The 22,050-nt window shown below is 43.7% G+C and carries 18 protein-coding genes and 1 riboswitch; of the genes, 3 read left to right on the top strand and 15 right to left on the bottom strand.

The annotated features are described in order from the left end of the window. Positions 1-28: 28 nt before the first annotated feature. Positions 29-643: a LysE family transporter gene (locus tag EAE93_RS13150; RefSeq protein ID WP_040151810.1), complete on the bottom strand. Its 615-nt coding sequence runs from the start codon at positions 641-643 to the stop codon at positions 29-31. A gap of 178 nt (positions 644-821) precedes the next feature. Between EAE93_RS13150 and folA the strand changes: the two genes are divergently transcribed. Beyond that, positions 822-1,307 carry a type 3 dihydrofolate reductase gene (gene folA / locus EAE93_RS13145; RefSeq protein ID WP_040151807.1) on the top strand — a complete coding sequence of 162 codons (486 nt, stop codon included), beginning with the start codon at positions 822-824 and terminating at the stop codon, positions 1,305-1,307. A 55-nt stretch (positions 1,308-1,362) separates the two neighbouring features. On the opposite strand, the gene apaH is transcribed toward folA, so the two are convergent. From apaH to lptD, 6 genes are all read right to left on the bottom strand, one after another. Next, on the bottom strand, positions 1,363-2,178 hold the full coding sequence (apaH, locus tag EAE93_RS13140) for a bis(5'-nucleosyl)-tetraphosphatase (symmetrical) ApaH (RefSeq protein ID WP_214039840.1): 816 nt from the start codon (positions 2,176-2,178) through the stop codon (positions 1,363-1,365). A gap of 2 nt (positions 2,179-2,180) precedes the next feature. Further along, positions 2,181-2,558, bottom strand: coding sequence for a Co2+/Mg2+ efflux protein ApaG (gene apaG, locus EAE93_RS13135; RefSeq protein WP_036812231.1), 378 nt, complete (start codon positions 2,556-2,558; stop codon positions 2,181-2,183). A 12-nt stretch (positions 2,559-2,570) separates the two neighbouring features. Next, positions 2,571-3,389 (bottom strand): 16S rRNA (adenine(1518)-N(6)/adenine(1519)-N(6))-dimethyltransferase RsmA, encoded by an 819-nt coding sequence (gene rsmA, locus EAE93_RS13130; RefSeq protein WP_214039839.1) that lies wholly within the window; start codon positions 3,387-3,389, stop codon positions 2,571-2,573. Beyond that, positions 3,382-4,401 (bottom strand): 4-hydroxythreonine-4-phosphate dehydrogenase PdxA, encoded by a 1,020-nt coding sequence (gene pdxA / locus EAE93_RS13125; protein ID WP_040151800.1) that lies wholly within the window; start codon positions 4,399-4,401, stop codon positions 3,382-3,384. The genes rsmA and pdxA overlap by 8 nt, the downstream gene beginning before the upstream one ends. Further along, positions 4,379-5,680 carry a peptidylprolyl isomerase SurA gene (surA, locus tag EAE93_RS13120; protein ID WP_036812225.1) on the bottom strand — a complete coding sequence of 434 codons (1,302 nt, stop codon included), beginning with the start codon at positions 5,678-5,680 and terminating at the stop codon, positions 4,379-4,381. The genes pdxA and surA overlap by 23 nt, the downstream gene beginning before the upstream one ends. Before the next feature lie 69 nt (positions 5,681-5,749). Next, the gene (gene lptD / locus EAE93_RS13115) at positions 5,750-8,074 is read right to left on the bottom strand and encodes an LPS assembly protein LptD (protein WP_110085955.1); all 2,325 of its coding nucleotides are present in this window, start codon (positions 8,072-8,074) and stop codon (positions 5,750-5,752) included. Positions 8,075-8,258: 184 nt separating this feature from the next. Between lptD and djlA the strand changes: the two genes are divergently transcribed. Next, a complete protein-coding gene (gene djlA, locus EAE93_RS13110; protein WP_036776975.1) occupies positions 8,259-9,080 on the top strand; it encodes a co-chaperone DjlA in 822 nt (273 codons plus the stop codon). A 236-nt stretch (positions 9,081-9,316) separates the two neighbouring features. Here the strand turns inward: djlA and rluA are convergent, their stop codons facing one another. From rluA to thiB, 8 genes are all read right to left on the bottom strand, one after another. Next, entirely contained in the window at positions 9,317-9,967 is a 651-nt protein-coding gene (gene rluA / locus EAE93_RS13105) for a bifunctional tRNA pseudouridine(32) synthase/23S rRNA pseudouridine(746) synthase RluA (protein WP_036812219.1), read from the bottom strand. 95 nt (positions 9,968-10,062) lie between these two features. Continuing rightward, entirely contained in the window at positions 10,063-12,969 is a 2,907-nt protein-coding gene (rapA, locus tag EAE93_RS13100; protein WP_110085954.1) for an RNA polymerase-associated protein RapA, read from the bottom strand. 180 nt (positions 12,970-13,149) lie between these two features. Continuing rightward, positions 13,150-15,498 (bottom strand): DNA polymerase II, encoded by a 2,349-nt coding sequence (locus EAE93_RS13095; RefSeq protein ID WP_214039838.1) that lies wholly within the window; start codon positions 15,496-15,498, stop codon positions 13,150-13,152. Positions 15,499-16,586: 1,088 nt separating this feature from the next. After that, on the bottom strand, positions 16,587-17,327 hold the full coding sequence (locus EAE93_RS13090) for a hypothetical protein (RefSeq protein ID WP_214039837.1): 741 nt from the start codon (positions 17,325-17,327) through the stop codon (positions 16,587-16,589). Positions 17,328-17,329: 2 nt separating this feature from the next. Next, complete coding sequence (locus EAE93_RS13085; protein ID WP_110085952.1) at positions 17,330-17,809, bottom strand: Hcp family type VI secretion system effector; 480 nt, start codon at positions 17,807-17,809, stop codon at positions 17,330-17,332. 118 nt (positions 17,810-17,927) lie between these two features. Continuing rightward, positions 17,928-18,635, bottom strand: a complete 708-nt coding sequence (gene thiQ / locus EAE93_RS13080) for a thiamine ABC transporter ATP-binding protein ThiQ (protein WP_214039836.1) — start codon at positions 18,633-18,635, stop codon at positions 17,928-17,930. Then, complete coding sequence (gene thiP, locus EAE93_RS13075; protein WP_110085950.1) at positions 18,622-20,232, bottom strand: thiamine/thiamine pyrophosphate ABC transporter permease ThiP; 1,611 nt, start codon at positions 20,230-20,232, stop codon at positions 18,622-18,624. The genes thiQ and thiP overlap by 14 nt, the downstream gene beginning before the upstream one ends. After that, on the bottom strand, positions 20,208-21,221 hold the full coding sequence (gene thiB / locus EAE93_RS13070) for a thiamine ABC transporter substrate binding subunit (protein ID WP_214039835.1): 1,014 nt from the start codon (positions 21,219-21,221) through the stop codon (positions 20,208-20,210). Before thiB ends, thiP begins: the two co-directional genes overlap by 25 nt. A 72-nt stretch (positions 21,222-21,293) precedes the next feature. Beyond that, positions 21,294-21,398: riboswitch (TPP riboswitch) on the bottom strand. 113 nt (positions 21,399-21,511) lie between these two features. Here thiB and rppH point away from each other — a divergent pair. Then, the gene (gene rppH, locus EAE93_RS13065) at positions 21,512-22,042 is read left to right on the top strand and encodes an RNA pyrophosphohydrolase (RefSeq protein ID WP_036812197.1); all 531 of its coding nucleotides are present in this window, start codon (positions 21,512-21,514) and stop codon (positions 22,040-22,042) included. Positions 22,043-22,050 lie beyond the last annotated feature (8 nt).

Here is a 22,050-nt window from a genome sequence, read left to right as displayed (position 1 = left end):
AAAATTAAAGAGAAAGAATCACTGTCTGTTATCCCAGAGCTACTTTGACACCTAAGCCAATCAAAACAATACCTAGTAGTTTATCAATAACTTTCTGAGTTTTAGCTAATCCGCGGCGTACTGGTGCGCTTTGAATTAATATGACTAACAGTGGCCAATAGATAACCGCCAGTCCCCAGATAATAGAGGCATACCACAATTTCTCACCAACACCAGAATTGATATTTAGTAACTGAGTAAATATTGCCAGGAAGAACAACGTTGCTTTGGGATTGAGCAAATTACATAAAAACCCCTGCATAAACGCTTTTTTGAAAGTGATGATCTGTCGTGGTTGAGCATCGAGAGTGAGAGTATTCCCTCCGCGAGAAAACAAGCTATTGATCCCAATCCAAATAAGATAAGCCGCTCCAGCATATTTCATCAGATTAAATAGCCACGGTGTTGTGGTGATAACAATCGCCAACCCGGCGACACAGTAAACCATATGGCAAGCGATAGCGGCGATTAAGCCCATAACTGTCATCATGGCGGCAGAACGTTGGTAACGTATGGCATTTTTGACTACCAGAAAGAAATCAGGACCGGGAGAGAGCATACCTAACGTTGAGATAGTGATGACGACTAGTGATGTTTCCAGCATAATGTACCCTATAGTTAATATTAGTTTTGTTATTATTTTGATCAATAAATGTCTTAAGTAATAAACCAAGTATAAATTAATTTTTTGTACTTAAGAAGGTGTTGAGCCTATCGACTGGGTACATCCCTTTCCGTATAGTGTCATCAATTTTTATACTATTTGCCTATAAGGTGGCTTAATGAATATCAGCTTGATCGCTGCTTTAGCTATGGATCGGGTTATCGGCATGGAGAATAAAATGCCGTGGAATCTGCCGGGGGATTTAGCCTGGTTTAAACGTAATACATTGAATAAACCCGTTATTATGGGGAGAGTGACTTATGAATCCATAGGTCATCCGTTACCTGGAAGGCTCAATATTGTATTGAGTAATCAGCCGGGTAATGATGAACGTGTAACCTGGGTAAGCTCAGTTGATGAAGCACTGGCTGTGGCGGGTGATGCAGAAGAGGTTATGGTCATGGGTGGTGGTAAAGTTTATGACCAATTTATTTCACGAGCGAATCGCATGTACCTGACACACATTGATGCAGAAGTGATAGGCGATACGCATTTTCCTGACTATGAACCGGATGAGTGGGATTCTGAGTTTACTGAATACCATGATGCCGATGAATTAAATTCTCACAGCTACTGTTTTGAGATTTTACAACGCCGCCTCTAATTGATAGAACACGCCGATGAGCTTTTTTCACGGCGTGTCTGGCTTTATTGCTGTTTTACTGCGGTAACGATAATTGTGTGAAATATTGTTTATCTTCCCAACGTAGCATCGTCAGTTGTCCTCCCCAGCAACAACCTGTATCCAATGCATAAAATCCGTCGGGTGTTCCCTGGCCTTCTAATGATGCCCAGTGACCGAAAACGATGCCATACTCTGATGGGATCTGGCGTGGCAGTTCAAACCAGGGTTTTAGCGGCGCAGGCGCGTTTTCGGGTTTATCTTTGCACAATATATCCAATTGACCATTTGGAAAACAGTAACGCATGCGTGTCAATGCATTGGTACTGAAACGTAAACGCGCCAGTCCAGAGAGTTCTGGTGACCAATTGTTTGGCATATCTCCATACATGGAATTGAGAAACAGAGGGTAACTGCTACTGTTGAGCATAGTTTCAACTTCGCTAGCGCACATTTTGGCTGTTTCCAAATCCCATTGAGGCGTAATGCCAGCGTGTGTCATGAGTAGTTTTAGATCATCATCGCACTGTAGTAACGGTTGTTTGCGTAGCCAATTAATTAATTCATCGGCATCTGGCGCAGACAGTAACGAATCAATTTTATCTTTAGGTTTATTACGGCTGATCCCGGCATAAACTCCCAATAAATGGAGATCGTGATTGCCTAGTACCACTTTTGCGGCTGAGCCTAGCTGTTTAACATACCGGAGAACGTTAAGAGAGTCTGGGCCGCGGGCAACTAAATCTCCTGTTAACCACAACGTATCATTTTTAGGATCAAAATCGACTTTAGTTAATAAAGCTCGTAATTCACGATAACAGCCGTGAATATCGCCAATGAGATATGTAGACATAATCAATTAATCAGCGTTGGGATAGCCAGACGGAAAACCGGAATGGCAACGCGGAATGGTTCGCCATTGTGGTCGACCATTTCATAATGGCCTTCCATAGTACCCAAGGGTGTTTCCAATATTGCGCCGCTGGTGTAACGGTATTCGGTCCCTGGCTGGATTATGGGTTGTTCACCAACAACACCTTCCCCCTGAACTTCTGTTTGATGACCATCACTGTTAGTAATTAGCCAGTAACGATTAATTAATTGAACCAGTTCGCGCCCAAGATTTCGGATAGTGATTGTATAGGCAAAAACGAAACGCCGTTGATCGGGACACGATTGACTTTCTACATAAACACTTTGTACCTGAATAGAAACCCTGGGCGTATTAATCATAATTGACTCCTGTTATGACAGCATTTCAGGTTGTTCTGATAGCCAGTTTGCCATTTTACAGTACTGCTCAACAGAAATATTCTCGGCACGAGTACTTGGATCGATACCAAGTTCTGTTAGCTGTTCTACAGTAAAAAGATCACCGAGGCTGTTACGGATGGTTTTACGCCGTTGGTTGAAAGCTTGAGTCGTGATCCGGCTCAGCATACGAATATTTTTGACGGGGTGAGGTATGCTTTTGTGCGGTATCAGACGTACAACGGCTGAATCGACTTTAGGTGCGGGAGCAAACGCGCTTGGTGGTACTTCCAGCACAGGGATAACCTGACAATAATATTGGGCCATGACACTCAAACGCCCGAAAGTTTTACTTCCGGGGCCAGCTACCAGACGGTTCACCACCTCTTTTTGTAACATAAAATGCATGTCGGCAATAGCATCAGTATAACTAAAAAGGTGGAACATTAACGGCGTGGAAATATTATAAGGTAAATTACCAAAGACACGCAGAGGCTCCCCTCTTTGTTGAGACAATTCGCCAAAATTAACCGTCATGGCATCTTGCTGGATAATGGTAAGTTTATCTTTTAATTTTGGATGAATTTGTAGGCGAGCGGCTAAATCGCGGTCGAGTTCAACCACGGTCATTTTATCCATGCGCTCGCCGACCGGTTCTGTCAATGCACCAAGACCGGGGCCAATTTCCAACACAGCTTGGCCAGGTTGTGGATTGATAGCGGCAACAATACTATCAATGACAAATTGATCGGTTAAGAAGTTTTGCCCGAAGCGTTTACGGGCAAAGTGCCCTTGGTGGACTCTGTTATTCATTACTGTTTTGTATCATTTTAATTGCTAAATTCAATGCGGTGATAAAGCTTCCCACATCAGCTTGACCTGTCCCGGCCAGTTCCAGTGCTGTGCCATGATCGACCGAAGTACGGATAAACGGCAGGCCTAATGTAATATTCACTGCTCTGCCAAAACCTTGGTATTTTAACACGGGTAATCCTTGGTCATGATACATCGAGAGCACGGCGTCTGCATGTTGAAGATATTTAGGCTGAAACAGGGTATCTGCCGGTAAAGGACCCTCCAGCACAATGCCTTCTGCTCTCAGACTGGCTAATGCAGGAATAATGACATCAATCTCTTCCCGTCCCATATGGCCGCCCTCTCCCGCATGGGGATTCAGACCGCAAACATAAATACAGGGTTTCGCCAGGCCAAACTTTGTTTTCAAATCATGGTTAAGAATAGTAATCACTTCCCGAAGACTATCGAAAGTGATGGACTTTGGTACATCAACAATAGGCAGATGAGTCGTTGCCAGGGCAACCCGAAGTTCTTCTGTTGCAAGCATCATGACAACTCGCTGGCATCCACTGCGATCGGCAAAGAATTCGGTATGGCCGATAAAAGGCACGCCAGCATCGTTGATATTCCCTTTATGAACCGGTCCTGTGACTAATGCTGAAAATTCTCCGTTTAAACAGCCGTCACAGGCTCGGGCCAGTGTTTCGGTGACATATCTGCCGTTTTCTTGGTTCAATTCGCCGGCGATTGCGGGGGCATGAAGAGGAACTGGCAATATTGTCAACGTCCCGGCAGCTTGTGGTTCGGGGGTTTTGTCAGCAGAGTATTCTTGTAATTGCAAAGGTAAATTAAGTTGTTTGGCTCTGTCGAGAAGCAGGTTGGGGTCTGCGCAAGCGACCAATTGCATTGGCCAACTTTGTTGAGCGAGAGCAACCGTTAAGTCGGGTCCAACCCCGGCAGGCTCGCCGGGGGTAATAACAATTGGTTTATTGATAATAATCGGTTTATTGTTGTGCATCGCTGCCATCTAAAATTTTCACATAAGCTGAGGCGCGTTGTTCCTGCATCCAGCTTTGTGCTTCTTCGGTGAATTTACGGTTGAACAACATACGGTAAGCGCGATCTTTCTGAGCGGCGTCTGTTTTATCAACTTTGCGGGTATCCAATAGTTGGATTAGATGCCAGCCAAAAGATGAGTGAACAGGTTGACTGATTTCACCTTTATTCAGGCGCATTAACGCGTCGCGGAAAGCAGGATCATAGATATCAGGGGTAGTCCAGCCGAGATCACCACCACGTAGGGCTGAGCCAGGATCGTCTGAAAACTCTTTTGCGGCATCGGCAAAATCAGTTTTTCCGCTGCGAATATCACTGGCGATTTGCTGCAACTTGGTGCGCGCTTGATCATCGGTCATGACAGGGGAAGTTCTCAATAGAATATGGCGGGCGTGAACTTCAGTGACGGCGATGGTTGGGTTACCGCCACGGATATCATTGACTTTGAGAATATGGAAACCAACACCGGAGCGGATTGGGCCAACAACGGCTCCTTTCTGAGCTGATTGCAGTTGTTCAGCAAACAGAGTTGGTAATTCCTCAAGCCGACTCCAACCCATATTACCGCCTTTCAGCGCTTGTGGATCAGCAGAGTAAGCGATAGCCAATTTACCGAAATCAACACCATGTTTAAGTTCAGACATAATTTTCTGCACTACCGTCATGGCTTTTTCCATTTGCGCCTGATCTGGGTTTTCTGGCAATGGGATCAGAATATGGCTGATATTCAGTTCTGTATCGTTAGTATTCTGGTTGCTAATTTGTTTAACTAAGGCGTCGATCTCTTGAGGCAAAATGGTGACACGACGGCGAACTTCATTATTGCGCACCTCTGCTATCATCATCTCTTTACGGATTTGATCACGGTAAGTATCGAAACTCATTCCGTCAGCAGTAATGCGATGTTTCATTTGTTCCACAGTGATGTGGTTCTGAGCTGCAATATTGGCAATTGTAGAATCCAATGCTTGATCAGGAATGGTGATTCCCATCTGTTTTGCCATTTGCAACAGGATGTTATCCATAATCAGACGTTCAAGGATCTGATGACGTAGCGTTTGTTCATCCGGTATTTGCTGGCCGGCATGTTGCGCATCCAGTTTGACAGATTGTAAGCGGTTGTTGATGTCGCTTTCCAGTACCACTCCGTTATTAACGACCGCAGCAATTTTATCCATTTGCTGAGGTGCAGCGAAGGCAGTACTCACTGAAAACATCAATCCGAAAATGAGAGTTCTCCAGTTCTTCATACTTTTCCCATCATATGTAGGTTCCGCAATAGCGGATTTATCGTGTTTAATATCAAAATGTTTTTGGCGTCAGAATGCTCGTTGGTATGGCATGATGCCAGACTTCAACATTTTCTGGCTACCCAAACTATGATTGTTACTTAAGCCACGAAGTTCAAAGTTAAATGACCATTTGTTGTCATATTCGCTATCGCTGTCTTTCCAACCAATGATCTTGCGTTCATAGCCAACGTTGATTGCCCAGCAACAAGTGTTGTACTGCAAACCCACTAACTGACTTGCCGGTTGCTGTTCTTTAGTATCGTAGTAGTAAGCGCCTACGAAACCCCAGCGCTCACTTAACGGCCAACTTGTAACCAGACCGACTTGAGAAATCCCTTGCTGGAAAGCCGGAGCGCTCTTAGCTGTAGCTTGGATATAATCTCTGTCAACAAAACGATAGTTCAATTGCACAAGTCGGTCTTCATCACGGCGATATTCTAGCACTGCATTTCCCATCGTTACGCTACCTAGGCGAGTATCGTATTGCATGCCACCTTTCAAGCCCCAGGAATCATTAATTTTCCAGTAAGTATCACCTGCCCAGGTCATCATACCTGTATTATCTTTACTGTTGATGATGGTTTCTTTACCGGTGCGTGGACGTTCAAAGTAATAGATTTGACCTAATGACAGGTTAAAACGTTCAACTAAACCTTCATCATAAAGGCGGGTAGTGAGACCGGTAGTCACTTGATTGGCAGATGAAATACGGTCCAGGCCACCATAAAAGCGGTCACGGAACAGGCCGGTATAGTCGGTTTGTAGTAAAGATGAGTCGAAGTTGTTGATATTATCCTGGTCTTTGTATGGCACATACAGATACTGAACCTGCGGTTCTAGCGTTTGGGTGTAATTGCTGTTCAGGTATGTTGAACGTTCAAACACCATTTTGGCTTCGCTTTTGAACTGTGGCAGAACCCGGTTAACAGATTCTTTATATTCAGCATTCTCAAGAGCCTTAGGAATATCCTGCTGATAGTGAGTCGCCATCAGCTTAACTTCATTATTCATACTGGCCCAGCCATTGGAGAGTGGCAGGTTAATGGAGGGTTCCAGATGCCAGCGGGTTGCTTCCGGGTTGTTTTTACCTACACTGGTGAATTTTGCCGCCTGACCATAGACTTTCAGGTCAAATGGCCCCAGATCGTTTTTGTAATAGTTCAAATCTAACTGTGGTTCAGCTCTGTAGGCTTTTCTACTGGTATCTTTAGAAAAAATTTGGAATTGTTTAGTTGATAGCGTGGCATTCCAGTTCTGTTGAGCATAGCCCAGACTGAATTTTTGCGTAGCGTAGCCATCGGTGGTGGAACCATACTGAGAGCTGAAATCAGAAAAATATTCAGGATCACTGACTTTGGTATAGTCGATATTAAAACGCCATACCCTATCCATCACACCACTGTGTCTCCAGTAGAATAACCAGCGATTATCACTCTCTCTGGCGGTACGTGTGTTTGTCTTTTTGTCTTTGACATATTGCTCATCGTTATTCAGCCAGTCAAGAGCAAGGGTACCTGTACCTGCATTGGTTAAATAACGGAATTCATTATCCAGTTTTAAACCACGTTTACTGAGATAGTGCGGTGTAATCGTCGCATCATAATTCGGTGCGATATTCCAGTAATAAGGCAGCTGAAATTCAAAGCCGGCTTTTTTGGAATAGCTGGCGTTAGGAATAAGAAACCCTGAACGGCGTTTATTACCGATCGGTAATTGAAGATACGGGCTATAAAATACTGGAATGTTAGCCATTCTGAAACGGGCATTCCATATTTCGGCCACTTCTTCTTCGCGATCGAGAATGACTTCGGAACCGACAACGCTCCAGCTATCATTACCCGGCAGGCAGGAGGTAAAAGTACCATTATCCAGAATGGCATAACGGTTTTCACCACGCAGTTTCATTTTGTCTGCGGTGCCGCGTCCTTGACGCCCGACCATCTGATAATCACTCTGATACATATCGGTATCTTTATTATTTAAATTAGACCAGGCACGTGGCCCTTTTAGAATAATCAGAGGGTCATCATAATGAACATTACCCGTTGCAGTCACGGTTCTTAACGGAACTTCATCTTCTGTTTGATCAAGTTGTACTTTATCTGCGGTTAGGGTCTTATTACCCTGTTTAATATTAACATTACCGATAAATTTAGCAGAACGCGGATAATCTGCGTGTGAATCATCTGCCAGAATATTGATAGGAAGTTGATTGAGATCGCCATTAATTATTGGCTGATCATAAACAGGTATACCCAGCATACACTGTGCTGCGAGATCAGCATGTGCATGCTGACCATAAAGTGCGGCCCATACCGTTGTGGCCAGCAAAGTTGGATAACATTTCTTCATAGATATTTATGCGGTTCCATCATCAGTGGCATTATGCCGGGCAAACCTCAAGAGACTAGCGCACTCGATGAATATGCGCCAGTGTAAAGTCATGCCTTTACTTATCTTGCCGTTAGGCACGGAGCTGAATGAATAGTATGATAATGCAAAACGACACTCAGAGCATTGGTGAATTGAGGAGTATATGCATTATTGGGGAAAATTGCTTGGGCTGATTTTTGGTGTTGTGTCTGGGGCCGGCTTTTGGGGTATTGTCATTGGTCTGTTTATTGGTCATATGCTTGATAGGGCGAGTGCACGGAGAAACCAAGGTTTTTTTGCAAATAATCAGTCTCGTCAATTGCTATTTTTCAGTAGTACTTTTCAGGTGCTGGGGCATATTACTAAATCAAAAGGGCGGGTGACTGAAACAGATATTCGTCTTGCGAGCCAGTTAATGGATCGCATGCAACTTCACGGACAAGCCAGGATAGCAGCACAGCAGGCTTTTCGTGAAGGTAAAGAGCCCAATTTTCCTTTGCGTGAGACACTAAGACAATTGCGTCGTGCCTGTTTTGGCCGGTCTGACTTAGTTCGCATGTTTTTGGAGATCCAATTACAGGCTGCATTTTCTGATGGGCAATTGCATCCGAATGAGAGGAAGGTGCTGTTTATTATTGCTGATGAACTTGGGATCTCTCGTAACCAATTTGAACAATTCCTTGCCATGATGGAAGGTGGCCGCAATTTCGGTGATGGAGGAGAGTGGCGGCAACGGCAGTATGGCGGTTATCAGAGGGCCGCACAGGGGCCAACACTTGCGGACGCTTGTAAGGTGTTAGGTGTGCGTGAAAAGGATGACGCGACGACAATTAAACGTGCCTATCGTAGATTGATGAGTGAACACCATCCGGATAAGCTGGTGGCAAAAGGTTTACCACCGGAAATGATGGAGATTGCTAAACAAAAGGCCCAATCAATTCAGGCTGCCTATGATCTCATTAAAAAAGAGAAGGGTTTTAAATAGGCTATTTTTTTATCTTTAAAAACATGCCACTAAATATATAGGGGAATAACATCCCCTACGGCTGTTGAGTTTATTTTTTATTTCTCTAAAATATTAGAATATTTTATGTTTTATTTTGTTTTAATTTAGGAGGAAGGCAAAAAATGGCAAATATCCGTGTTCTTTTGGCTTGTTGTGGCTTGGCCTTATGTTTGATATTGGCTTCATTGGATTCGGTTACTGTATTTGTCTATTAATCAAAAATCGGCTTTACACTGAAAATGCATTGGCGTTCCATAGGCCGGATGTGTGATATATAACTCTTGTGCATGTAATTGCAGGCGAGGCGCCATTGCTCTTGCCTGCTGGTGAGCATAAAACCGATCTCCCAGAATCGGATGTTCAAGTGCTAGCATATGTACTCTGAGCTGATGTGAACGACCGGTTATCGGTGAGAGTTTTACTCGCGTTGCCTCATCTTCGTAAGCGAGTACTTCGTATTCAGTTTGAGCCGATTTCCCGGTTTCAAAACACACTTTCTGCTTTGGTCGATTCGGCCAGTCACAAATCAGCGGTAAATCGACAAGACCAGTTTTTGGTTCCAGACGTCCCCAAACCCGCGCAATATAGGTTTTTTCCGGTTCTCGTTCACGGAATTGGCGTTTTAATTCACGCTCTGCGTCTTTGGTTAATGCAACTACCATTACGCCGCTGGTTGCCATATCTAGTCGGTGAACAGATTCTGCCGTGGGAAACTGTTGTTGTATCCGCGTCATAATGCTGTCTTTATGTTCTTCTGCCCGACCGGGAACAGAGAGTAACCCGCTGGGTTTATTGACTACGATGATATGTTGATCCTGATAAAGCACATGTAACCAGGGATCGGTAGGAGGGTTATAAGCTTCCATTGAGGCTCCGGTAGCTGAATATTAGGGGAGGCGTGGAATGGGGTGCTTAGTAAAGTTTACCCCATTCCGGTTTAGCCTCCGGGTATTGCTAATATTTACTGATGCGTAACGACAACAAGGCGAATAGCATCCAGACGCCAGCCTGCCTGATTTAAGTTAAGCAGCAACTGTTGGCGATTGGATTCAATGGCTTCCAATTCATCATCACGAATATTTGGATTGACGGCCTTCAATGCTTCCAAACGGGAAAGTTCAGCAGTGAGATTTTCATCTGCTTGCTGTTTCGCTTGTTCAATCAATGATTGAGCTTGAGTTTCTACTAAACCTTCGGCCTGTTGCAAAATAGCGTGAACTTCTTTTTGTACCGCATTGACCAGTTTACTTGCAGTATGACGATTCACTGCATTAAGTTGGCGGTTAAAGCTTTCAAACTCCACCTGACCAGCCAGATTATTGCCTTTCAGGTCCATCAGTATCCGCAATGGCGTTGGTGGAAGGAAACGGGTCAATTGCAGGTGTTTCGGGGCTTGAGCTTCAACTACGTAGATCAGTTCTACCAGCAGGGTTCCAACAGGTAATGCTTTATTTTTCAAAAGGGATACCGCACAACTACCCGTATCGCCGGAAAGGATCAGATCCAATCCATTACGGATAATTGGGTGCTCCCAGCTGATAAACTGAGCATCTTCACGAGACAGGGACTGTTCACGATTAAAGGTGATAGTACAACCATCTTTGGGTAACCCAGGGAAATCTGGGACCAGCATATGATCGGATGGTGTCAGCACTATCATGTTGTCATTGCGATCTTCCTGATTAATACCAACGATATCAAATAAGTTGAGTGAGAAGTTCACCAGATCAGTATCATTATCATACTCTGAAATTTTTTCTGCCAGTTGCAAACCATGTTCGCCACCGTTGGAGTTCATTTCCAGCAGCCGGTCACGGCCTTGCTCCAGTTGCTGTTTGAGTTGCTCATGTTGCTGGCGGCACTGATCAATAAATTCACCAAATTTTTCCTGGCTATTGGGTTTGGCAAGATAGTTCAGCAGAGTTTCATAATAGTGATCATAAATAGTACGACCGGTTGGGCAGGTATACTCGAATGCATCCAAACCTTCGTGATACCAACGAATCAGGACAGCTTGGGCGGTATTTTCCAGATAAGGCACACTAATCTGGATATCACGGCTTTGGCCGATACGATCCAGGCGTCCGATACGTTGTTCTAGTAAATCTGGATTGAATGGTAAATCAAACATCACTAATTGGTTAGCGAACTGGAAGTTGCGGCCTTCTGAGCCAATTTCGGAACACAGTAATACCTGAGCTCCTTCTTCTTCGGAAGCAAAATAGGCAGCGGCGCGATCACGTTCAATCAGTGATAGCCCTTCATGGAAAACAGCGCCACGAATCCCTTCGCGCTCACGTAGTACCTGTTCCAATTGCAGAGCGGTGGTTGCTTTAGCACAAATTACCAGCACTTTTTCATGGCGATTTTCCATCAGAAAACCAAGTAGCCACTCTACGCGGGGATCAAAGTTCCACCAGGTAGCGTTTTCGCCTTCAAACTCCTGATAAATTTGTTCTGGGTAGAGCATATCCCATGCGCGTGCTTCCAGTGATTTTTTAGCACCCATAATATCGGAGACTTTAATAGCGGTCTGATATTGGGATGGCAGAGGCAACTTGATCTGGTGCAGTTCGCGACGGGGGAAGCCTTTTACGCCATTACGGGTATTACGGAACAGAATACGGCTGGTGCCGTGACGATCCATCAGCATGGAAATCAGTTCACGGCGTGCGGTTTCACTTTCATCGCTATTACTATTGGCGGCTTTCAGCAGAGGCTCAATATCTTGCTCGCTAATCAATTCACCCATTAGGTTTAATTGATTATTATTAAGTTGTTCACCGGATAACAGCAGTGTGACAGCATCGGCAACTGGACGGTATTTTTGTTGTTCGTCGATAAAAGCCTGATAATCGTGGAAACGGTTTGGATCAAGTAGACGTAGACGGGCAAAATGGCTTTCTTGCCCTAGTTGTTCTGGTGTTGCAGTCAATAGCAGTACACTTGGGATCTGTTCAGCTAATTGCTCGACAACCTGATATTCACGGCTAGGAGCATCCTCGCTCCAGGCCAGATGGTGAGCTTCATCCACCACCATCAGATCCCAGCTAGCTTCAAGCATATGTTCAAAACGCTGTTTATTACGGCGGACAAAATCCAGTGAACAGAGTATCAATTGTTCTGTTTCAAATGGATTATCACTGTCATGTCGTGCTTCGGTATAGCGGCTATCGTCAAACAGGGCGAAACGCAGGCTGAAACGGCGTAGCATTTCTACCAGCCATTGATGTTGAAGGCTATCGGGTACAATCACCAGAACGCGTTCAGCACGACCGGCCAGCAATTGCTGGTGGATGATCATCCCGGCTTCGATGGTTTTACCTAAACCGACTTCATCGGCCAATAGAACCCTTGGCGCGTAGCGTTTGCCGACTTCATTAGCGATATGAAGTTGATGAGGGATCAGGCTGGCGCGGATACCCCGCAAACCGCTTTCAGCCAGTTTAAATTGTTCGCTTTGATATTTACGGGCGCGAAAACGCAAGGCAAAGCGGTCCATACGGTCAATCTGACCAGCAAACAGGCGATCCTGTGGTTTGTTGAAGGTAAGTTTACTGTCAAGGAGCACTTCGCGCAGACTGATATTCTCTTCCAGAGTATCAAGTCGTGTGCCTGTATAAATCAGCAGGCCATTTTCTAGTTGGACTTCATCCACTTTGAGTTGCCAGCCTTCATGGCTGGTGACAACATCCCCCGAGTTAAACATAACACGGGTAATAGGAGAATCATTGCGTGCATAGAGGCGGTTTTCGCCGCTGGCAGGAAAGAGCAAAGTGACCATTCGTGCGTCCAGTGCAACAACGGTTCCTAATCCAAGTTCGCTTTCTGTATCGCTGATCCAGCGTTGACCGAGGGTAAATGGCATAAATTTTAACTCAGTTTTTGTTAGATAATGTTATTCATAGGTGAAGGACGAAAGCTTTTTATTTGGTCTAACGGAGATAATGGGCAGACAGCAAGACACCCCGTTAATTCCCTTATCACTCGTCAAAGGGGCGATATGTTAATGGAAGCAAAGCCGGTCGTCACCTGCAAAAAATAGTAATCAGCCAAAAGGCATTACCATCTGTCCGGTGAGTAAAGTTATAAAATCATCCTGTAAAAACGGCAGGATAGCATCAGCGATAGGCTGAAGTTGCTTATTGATGTAGTGATCATAGTCTGGTGATGAATGCAGATTTTCCAGTGGTTCCGGCCCGGATTGTGTCATGACATAGCTTATCCAACCCCCATTTTGGTACTGCAAGGGCCGGTTATGTTGCAGATTGTATTCATCTGCCAGCCTTGCTGCCCTCACATGGGGTGGTACATTGCGCTGATAGTCAGACAACTTACGGCCCAACCTTTTACGGTAGATTAGTTTATCATCAAATTTTCCTTTTAGGGTACTGGTAACATAACCACGGATAAACTCTTGGTAAGGCTGTTCATGAAAAATCAGTGAATACAGTTGCTTCTGGAAATTTTGCGCCAGAGGTGTCCAGTCAGTGCGTACTGTTTCCAGACCTTTATAGACTATGCGGTCACCACTCAGACCGGCATAACGTTTCTTACTGCCTTGTTCAGCCCCACGGATGGTTGGCATCAGAAAACGGCGATAGTGAGTTTCAAATTCCAACTCAAGGGTGCTTTTAAGCCCAAAATGTTCTTGCAGGTGTTTTTGCCACCATTGGTTAACGAATCGCGCAAGTTCTTTGCCGATACTGAGAGCCAGTTCTTCTTCATGCGCTTGTTTCAGCCATATAAAGATAGAATCTGTATCACCGTAGATAACTTGATAGTTTTGAGATTCAATCAGCTTTCTGGTCTGGAGCATAATTTCGTGGCCGCGCATAGTAATGGAAGAGGTCAGGCGCGGGTCGAAGAAACGACAGCCCTCCGCCCCAAGAACGCCGTAGAAAGCGTTCATGATGATCTTCAATGCTTGTGACAATGGGGCGTTATGCTGTTTTTTTGCTGCGTCACGTTCATGCCAGATTTGCGTCACGATATCAGGCAGACAATGCTGAGTACGGGAAAAGAAGGCATTGCGAAAACCGGGAACCGCATGCTCGCTGTCCGGCTGTGCCAGACCTTCCACCATACCGACAGGATCGATAAGAAAAGTGCGGATAATCGAGGGATACAGACTTTTATAATCCAGCACTATCACTGAATCATACAAGCCGGGGCGAGAATCCATTACGAAACCACCGGGGCTGTTATCTTCAGGCTTCCCGCCTGGATTTGGGGCGACATAACCGATGCGGTGCATTTTTGGCATGTAAAGATGGGTGAAAGCGGTGACTGAACCGCCACTGCGATCTACGGCGAGACCGGTAACTGTTGCCCTTTCCAACAGGAACTTCATTAAGTGGGTTTTATCGAAAATCTGGTTTACCAGAATACAGTCTTGCAGATTATATTGTGCCAGTGCGGGCTTATCTTGCTGGAAACGGCGGTCAATCTCATCCATACGCTGATAGGGTGTATCAATGGCTTTGCCTTCGCCCAATAGCTCTTGCGAGACATATTCCAGACTGAAAGAAGGAAAATTCCAGGTAGCGGTTTTCAGTGCTTCAATACCATCAATAATCAACCGACCGGCTGTAGAAGCGAAAAAGTGCCCCGGTTTAAAGCCGTGCTCCCGCCACTCTAGTAACCCTCCAGCCCGTCCAAATTTCAGTGGAACACCGTAGCGCTCAGCATGTTTTTGTAAAATCCGTAGATCGAATTGAATCAGGTTCCAGCCAATAATGGCGTCAGGGTCATATTTTTCCAGCCACTCGTTGAGTCTTTCCAGCATTTGCGGACGACTTGCTACATATTCCAAATCAAAATTTACCGGATGCTCATTACTGTTAGCAGGGCCAAGCATAAATACTTTTTGCTGATCACATCCTGCTAATCCAATGGAATAGAGTTCTCCATGCCGACTGGTTTCAATATCCAGGGATACCCATTTCAATGTTGGGCGATAAGCCGGGTTAGGCTTCATCTGATAGCTACCATTAGGCGCCTGACTGAACCAGATGGGAGCAGTGATAAAACGTTCCATCATAAACCTGTCTGGTGGACGGATATCTGCTTCATAAACTTGAATTTCCTGTTGCTGTAGCACTTTCTCAATCCGTTGTAATTGGCGATATTGCTGGCAATAAAGCGCGGCAACAGGCTGGCGATTGAAATCTTTCAATGACAGTGGGCGGAGATGGTAGTTGCGCTCTTGCGCCAGAATTTTTTCTACCTGCGGCATATTAGCTTGCAAGATAAAAGCAACAGCTTGTTGGTGAAGAATTTTTATATGACGTGGCCCCTGATCTGTCACCAGCCAGTATTCCACCTCAATACCCGAGGGAGTATCCCTCCAATGGCGTGTCAGTATAAAACCTTGTTCAGCATGATTCTGTTGCATATAGAGGCAGGCGCTTATATTTGTTGAAAATAACTACAATTATAGCATTGAATCATGGTTATTTATACAGTTGCCTAATCTCACTATATTGTGATGTGGTGCATAAATGATAATTGAAACATTGCCGAATTAATTGCAAAGAATGGAAAATAAATAGCTCTAATGAAGTAGACAGGTATTATTGAATATGTCTATAAGAGTATAGTAGTATTAAATGTATTTCATTCGTTATTTTCAATACGATTTTAATATTATATAGCTTTATTCTTAAGTGTATTTATATAATTAAACACTACCAATAATTAAAGTTACAGTAATGATGGATAATAACGTATTCCATGTGATAATAAGTGTCATTGCCTTATAATCACCACCCATTTATCTGGCTAATATATAATAATTTCCGGCACAAGGTACGGCGGAATATAGAATAGAAATATTTGCAGGCACGTCTGACGAACCTAAATATTTAATACTCTAAATAACTATTTATTTAAATTTTTAAAAATCATGGTTATTAAAATATGGTTATTATTAGTAGAAAAAATTGTTTGAGAATATTTAGATTTTATCTGACTAGTAACCCATCTGGTAACGTTTGAGAGAGCGGCTGGCTTTATGGGTAGGAATAAAATGTTTCATTTTACAAAAATTCGCCAGAGATGAGTTATGGATGATAATCTACGATGGATAATCACTATTGAGATAGGTTTTTATATTTCATAATTCAACCAGAGCTATTTTTCTTATCTTATCTAGCAATAAAACATAAATCTAGCGTAGTAAGTATAGAACCAATAAAGAATAAAAGTGGAGGCAAAAATGAAATAGCTTATTGATCTAATTTTATTGTTTTTAAATAAAGCATATGACTTGTAAAAACAGGCTATATAAAAAGGACTAAGTGGGATTAATATAAATATGGAAGTGATTATATCAATACCTCCATCTTCATATTGCCATATATCACAATCAATTGAGTTGAAGTCAAAAAAGTCTGTAACCCTAGGAAAAGCGAATGAGTTAATTAATCCAAAGGATAAAAAACTTAACATAAAAAATGTAAATATATCTGATATTTTCATTTTTTATCCTTTAAGTAAATTATCTAAATAATCCAGCCGCTTATATATACTTACTCCGTAAGAAATCCATTTTTTTTCATCAGTAGTGCTTAATTCAGGCGGAGTATTCATTATTCTTATGAAATCTCCCTTTTTTCTTGTTATGCCACGGTTATATCTAGAACCAGCCATGATATATTGTTCTTTTGTTAAGTTCTTGGTATCTGCACTAGGATAATCATAGAGAATTAAATCTCTTAAATGACGAGCAACCATTTTAATATTAAATTCATCAATTTGAAGGCAAGTTGCAATTTCTAACTGGTCTGTTGTTGTTAATGTATTTGAGTCGAAACCCATCATATCTGCTACATGTCTTATCTGTATTGCAACTATACCCGTAGAAGTTTCATTTGAGCCTTTTGAGCGAGTTTTATCAAGATTAAAAGCCTGTTCACGCCATTGCCTCATTGTAATAGTGTTTAACTTCCACATATCTGGTTTACCGCCCGCTTCTATTCTGGCAACACCAGCCAAAAGATTTGGTGGGATTTGTTCTATATGGGCATATTTTAAAATTAGGTTTCTGTTATATTTCACATATGCATCTTTATAACCATCCAGATAATTTACTGAGCCTGGAATAAATTGATTAAGAAGATAAATTGAAGCATCTATTTCATCCCATCGCCTAAAAGATGGCCTAGAACTTGGGTTATATGTACAAAAATTATTACTTAATACCCTGTCCCGCAATTTATTCATTCTTAATAAACCTCATCATCTCTGATGCTATAAGCAGAAGTACCAGCAATGTGATGACTCCACGTTATATTTTGATAAATGACAGAGATACTCTCTTCTGGCTGATTTTCTGCATGAGTTAAAGAGTGGGGGTAATTAGTATGAAAAGCATTTATTTTTGCTTTTGTTAATTCTATTGAATAAAACTTTTCTTGAGCGCCTTCTGACGAAGTTCTATAAAAATCTAACAGGATATGAAGTTCTTCGTTGTTTGAAATTGCTAGTCCAAGTAAAGGAGAGGATTTATCGATGGGTTTTATGATATTAAAAGGATGATGGCTTACATGTTGTACTCGAGTTAAAGAATGTGTAGCGGAGTAAACTAGTATTTGATCCCGGTGGTTCTCTTGATATTTATTACCAATAGAATCAAAAGTAGAACAGCCAGCTGAAATTAACCCTTGGTTCTTTCCTTTTATGGTCGCATAAATCAAATTAGACATTATTAAATCCTTTATGAAAAATTAACACATAAAAAACACTTATAACAAGAAAGATTTATATTACCCAGTTTTATTTTTAAAATATAGACTTTGGTCACAGAAGGAAATAATCGAAGTACTAAATAGAAGCGACCTTCCTCCCCAAAATAGCTGATTCAGGAACAGTACCGGCAGCCAGTGCATTTGTTGATCCGTCATAATGAATATTGCCATCAACAATTAATAAAGCGCGATTCGCTATACGAACGGCATCATCCAGATTGTGGGAAACCATCAGTAATGTAAGCTGGCGTTCATGGCAAACTTGTTCCAGTAATACCAGCATTTCATTACGTAGTGCCGGATCTAAGGCTGAAAAAGGCTCGTCAAGTAATAAAATTGGTTGCTGGCGTACCAGGCAACGAGCTAATGCTGCCCGCTGCCGTTGTCCACCAGAAAGTTGAGCGGGCAAACGAGTAAGACAATCTTCCAACGAAACTTGAGAGACTATTTGCTGTAATGTCTGTTTCTGCGTGCTATTAAGGCGTAATCCGGGATGTAAACCTAGCCCAATATTCTGCTCAATTGTCAAATGAGAGAAGAGATTATTTTCCTGAAACAACATGGAAACCGGGCGTTGAGCTGGTGACGTACTGGTATGATTTTTCTCGTTCAGCCATAGGGAGCCTTTTTCTGCTGTTTGAAAACCGGCGATCAGGTTTAGCAGTGTACTTTTACCTGCCCCACTGGGGCCTAGGATTGCGATACGTTCTCCGGCCTTAATTTGCAAGTCAAAGCGCATCACCAGATGTTCATAGCGGTAAGTCAGATTTTCAAGTTTGAGCATTACGTAGTCTCGGTAAGCGTTCAAGTAAACTAAACAGCATAAAACATAACAATAACAGCAATAAAGCAGTGATTGCGCCATCCTGGCTCCGGTAAGCCCCGATTTGCTGGTAGAGATAGAAGGGCAGTGTACGGAAATCTTCATTACCAAACAGAGCTACAACGCCAAAATCTCCAATGGAAAGGACGCAAGCAAAGGCCAGCGCTTGTGCCAGAGGAACTTTCAGTGCTTTTAGTTCAATCCAGCGTAGTCGGTTAATACCTTGAATATTCAGGGAGCGACACAGTGGATTATAGTGGGCCGCCAGATCTTTCATTGGATTATCCAGAACTTTCAGCGCATAGGGAATTGCCATCAGTGCGTTGGTTAAAATTACCAGACCATAGGGTGAACGGGGCAGGCCGACGGTATCGTTGAGCAACAGAAAGAATCCTGTTGCCAATACAATACCCGGCATAGAAAGGATCAACAAACCACTCATTTCCATTGCTTGTCCCCAATGGGGGGAATGACGCAGGTACAACTCACGGCTGCTCCACAGCAGCATCATAGTGAATAAAACACATAATAACCCCGCGCCTAAAGCAATCACCACTGAGGTGATAAATGCCTGCCACAATGCAGGCTGGCGCAATACGTTAAGCAACCCGCTGTTCAGGCCATCCAAGATAACCGCCAATAATGGCGGCACGAGCAGTAATAATGCTGCGATAATTAACAGGCTGTCGCAGATTTTTCTCAACAAAGTGTCCTGTGGATTACGCCATTGCTGTTGGTTGCTGTAGCCGACAGATAGAGCACTGTTAAGCTTCTGGCTGAGGAGCACAAGGCCAAGGCAGCAGGTGATCTGAATCAACGCCAGTAATGCGGCGCGGTTGAGATCGTAGTCATAGCTTAACGCCTGATAGATTGCCAGTTCGACAGTTGTTGCAGCAGGTCCGCCACCTAACGCCAGCACGGTAGCAAAACTGGCGAAACAGAGCATAAAAATCAGTGCGCCAGTGGGCAGGATTTGGCGGCGTAGATAAGGCCATTCAACAAAACGGAAATGTTGCCATTCATTCATACCTAGCTGAGCCGCTAATTGCCGTTGTTCCACCGCGATGTTTTCCAGTGATTGCAGTAAAAGCCGTGTCGCTAGTGGCATATTAAAGAAGATATGTGCCAGCAAAATTCCTGGTAGACCATAAGGGGTGAAATGGTAATCGATGCTGATCCATTCACAGAACTGAGCCAGCCAGCCGGCTCTGCCATAGACCGTCAGAATGCCGAATAGAGCGACCAATACAGGCAAAACCAGCGTCATAGCACATAGGCGGAGAAATAGATTTCGGCCTGGAAAATGACGGCGATAGAGGGCTCTGGAAAGAAAAATAGCCGGGATAACAGAAAACAGCGCCGATAAAAAAGCCTGCCAGAATGTAAAACGCACCACATGCCACAGATAGCTATCTTCCGCCAGTAAAGACCAATTACGTTCAGGTGCATTAAACCAAAGTGCACCGAACGCTAGTAAGGCGACCAATAGTAAAAGACCGGAGGCAATGGCCCCCGGTAACAGACATCGAGCAATCATCGGCTGACAGCGCTTTGCCATGTACGAATCCATTGGTTACGGTATTTTGCGACTTCTTCTGCGGGATATTGCAGCGATTTTTCAGGTATTGAAAGCTGTGAATACACTTCTGGAAGTGGGATATCAATGACCGGATACATCCAGTTAGTGGTTGGAATTTCCTGTTGGAAAGCTGGGGTCAGCATAAACTGCATAAATTTCTGGGCAAGCTCTGGTTGCTTACTGGAGGCCAGTTGTGCGGCCACTTCGATTTGCAGGTAATGACCTTCATTAAAGGTAGCGGCAGCATAATCGTCTGTCTTCTCAGATAAGAGGTGGTAGCCCGGTGAAGAGGTATAGCTTAGTACCAGATCGCCTTCTCCTTTCAGGAACAGACCGTAAGCTTCACTCCAGCCTTTGGTAACAGTTAGTGTTTTCTTTGCCAGTTTTTTCCAGGCTTGTGGGGCATCATCACCATAAATTTTCTGCATCCATAGCAGCAAACCTTGCCCCGGTGTGCTGGTGCGAGGATCTTGATAGATCACTTTCCAGTTATTGGGGCTATTAATTAGCTCATCCATGCTTTTGGGTGGGTTTGGCAAACTCTTTTTGTTGTAAATGAAGGCAAAATAGCCATAGTCATAAGGAATAAATATCTGGTTATGCCATGACACCGGCAGTGCCAGCTTGCTGATATCCACTTGACTTTCAGTGAACAGCCCCGTTTGTTGAGCTGCTTGAATCAAGTTGTTATCCAACCCAAGAATAATATCGGCGGCAGTACGCTTTCCTTCCATTCTTAGGCGATTGAGCAAGGAAACACCATCTTCCAGAGCAATCAGTTTCAGTTCACAGTCACATTCAGCTTCAAACGCTTTTTTAATTGCGGGTCCGGGACCCCATTCTGCGGCAAAAGAATCATAGGTATAGACCGTTAATACCGGTTTAGCCTGTACAACCTGACTCAATAGCAACATAGGGGCTGATAGGACCGTCAGTACGATTAATTTGGAAAATAACGTCTTAAACACTTTGCTCTCCTTACATTAAGAGGATTGGCAAAGGATTTGAGGAAGCGCTAAACGGCAAGATAATGTCTGTGAAATAGTTAGCAGCTCAAATCCCTACGCCGGTATTAGCCGGATCAGGTTCGGCGGGTTTACTCTCAGCAAGGCTGTTTTAAACAGCCAGCACCCCGTTGAGATGGCGCTATTGTAGAGATTTAGCTAGCGACTGCAAAGTCCAATGATAGAGGTTTACCACTTGAGGGTAGTGTGAAACAATTAGTCATCTTTCAAATTTAGTTTATCGAGGTAGTCTGGTGATCGATGATGATGGCTACCGCCCGAATGTAGGAATTGTAATTTGTAATCGGCAAGGCCAGGTTTTGTGGGCGCGGCGTTATGGGCAGCATTCCTGGCAATTTCCTCAAGGGGGCATTAATCCGGGGGAATCACCAGAACAGGCTATGTACCGGGAACTGTATGAAGAAGTGGGTTTAGGTCGGAAAGATGTACGCGTTCTGGCTTCTACTCGTAATTGGTTGCGTTACAAATTACCCAAGCGTTTGGTGCGTTGGGATACTCGACCTGTCTGTATCGGTCAAAAACAGCGGTGGTTTTTATTACAACTGCTCTGTAATGAAGAAGATATTAATGTGCAACACAGTAATACCCCGGAGTTCGATGGTTGGCGTTGGGTCAGCTATTGGTATCCTGTCCGGCAGGTTGTCTCTTTTAAGCGTGATGTTTATCGGCGCGTGATGAAAGAGTTTTCTTCGGTTGTCATGCCAATGCAGGAAAGCTCATCTCTGCCACGTTCTTCGTATTCTTATCGTCGCAAAAGAAGTTAGGTGAGTTC

It is taken from the genome of Photorhabdus akhurstii, assembly GCF_018448925.1.
Lineage (GTDB): Bacteria > Pseudomonadota > Gammaproteobacteria > Enterobacterales > Enterobacteriaceae > Photorhabdus > Photorhabdus akhurstii.
This window is presented reverse-complemented; position numbering and strand designations above follow the sequence as displayed.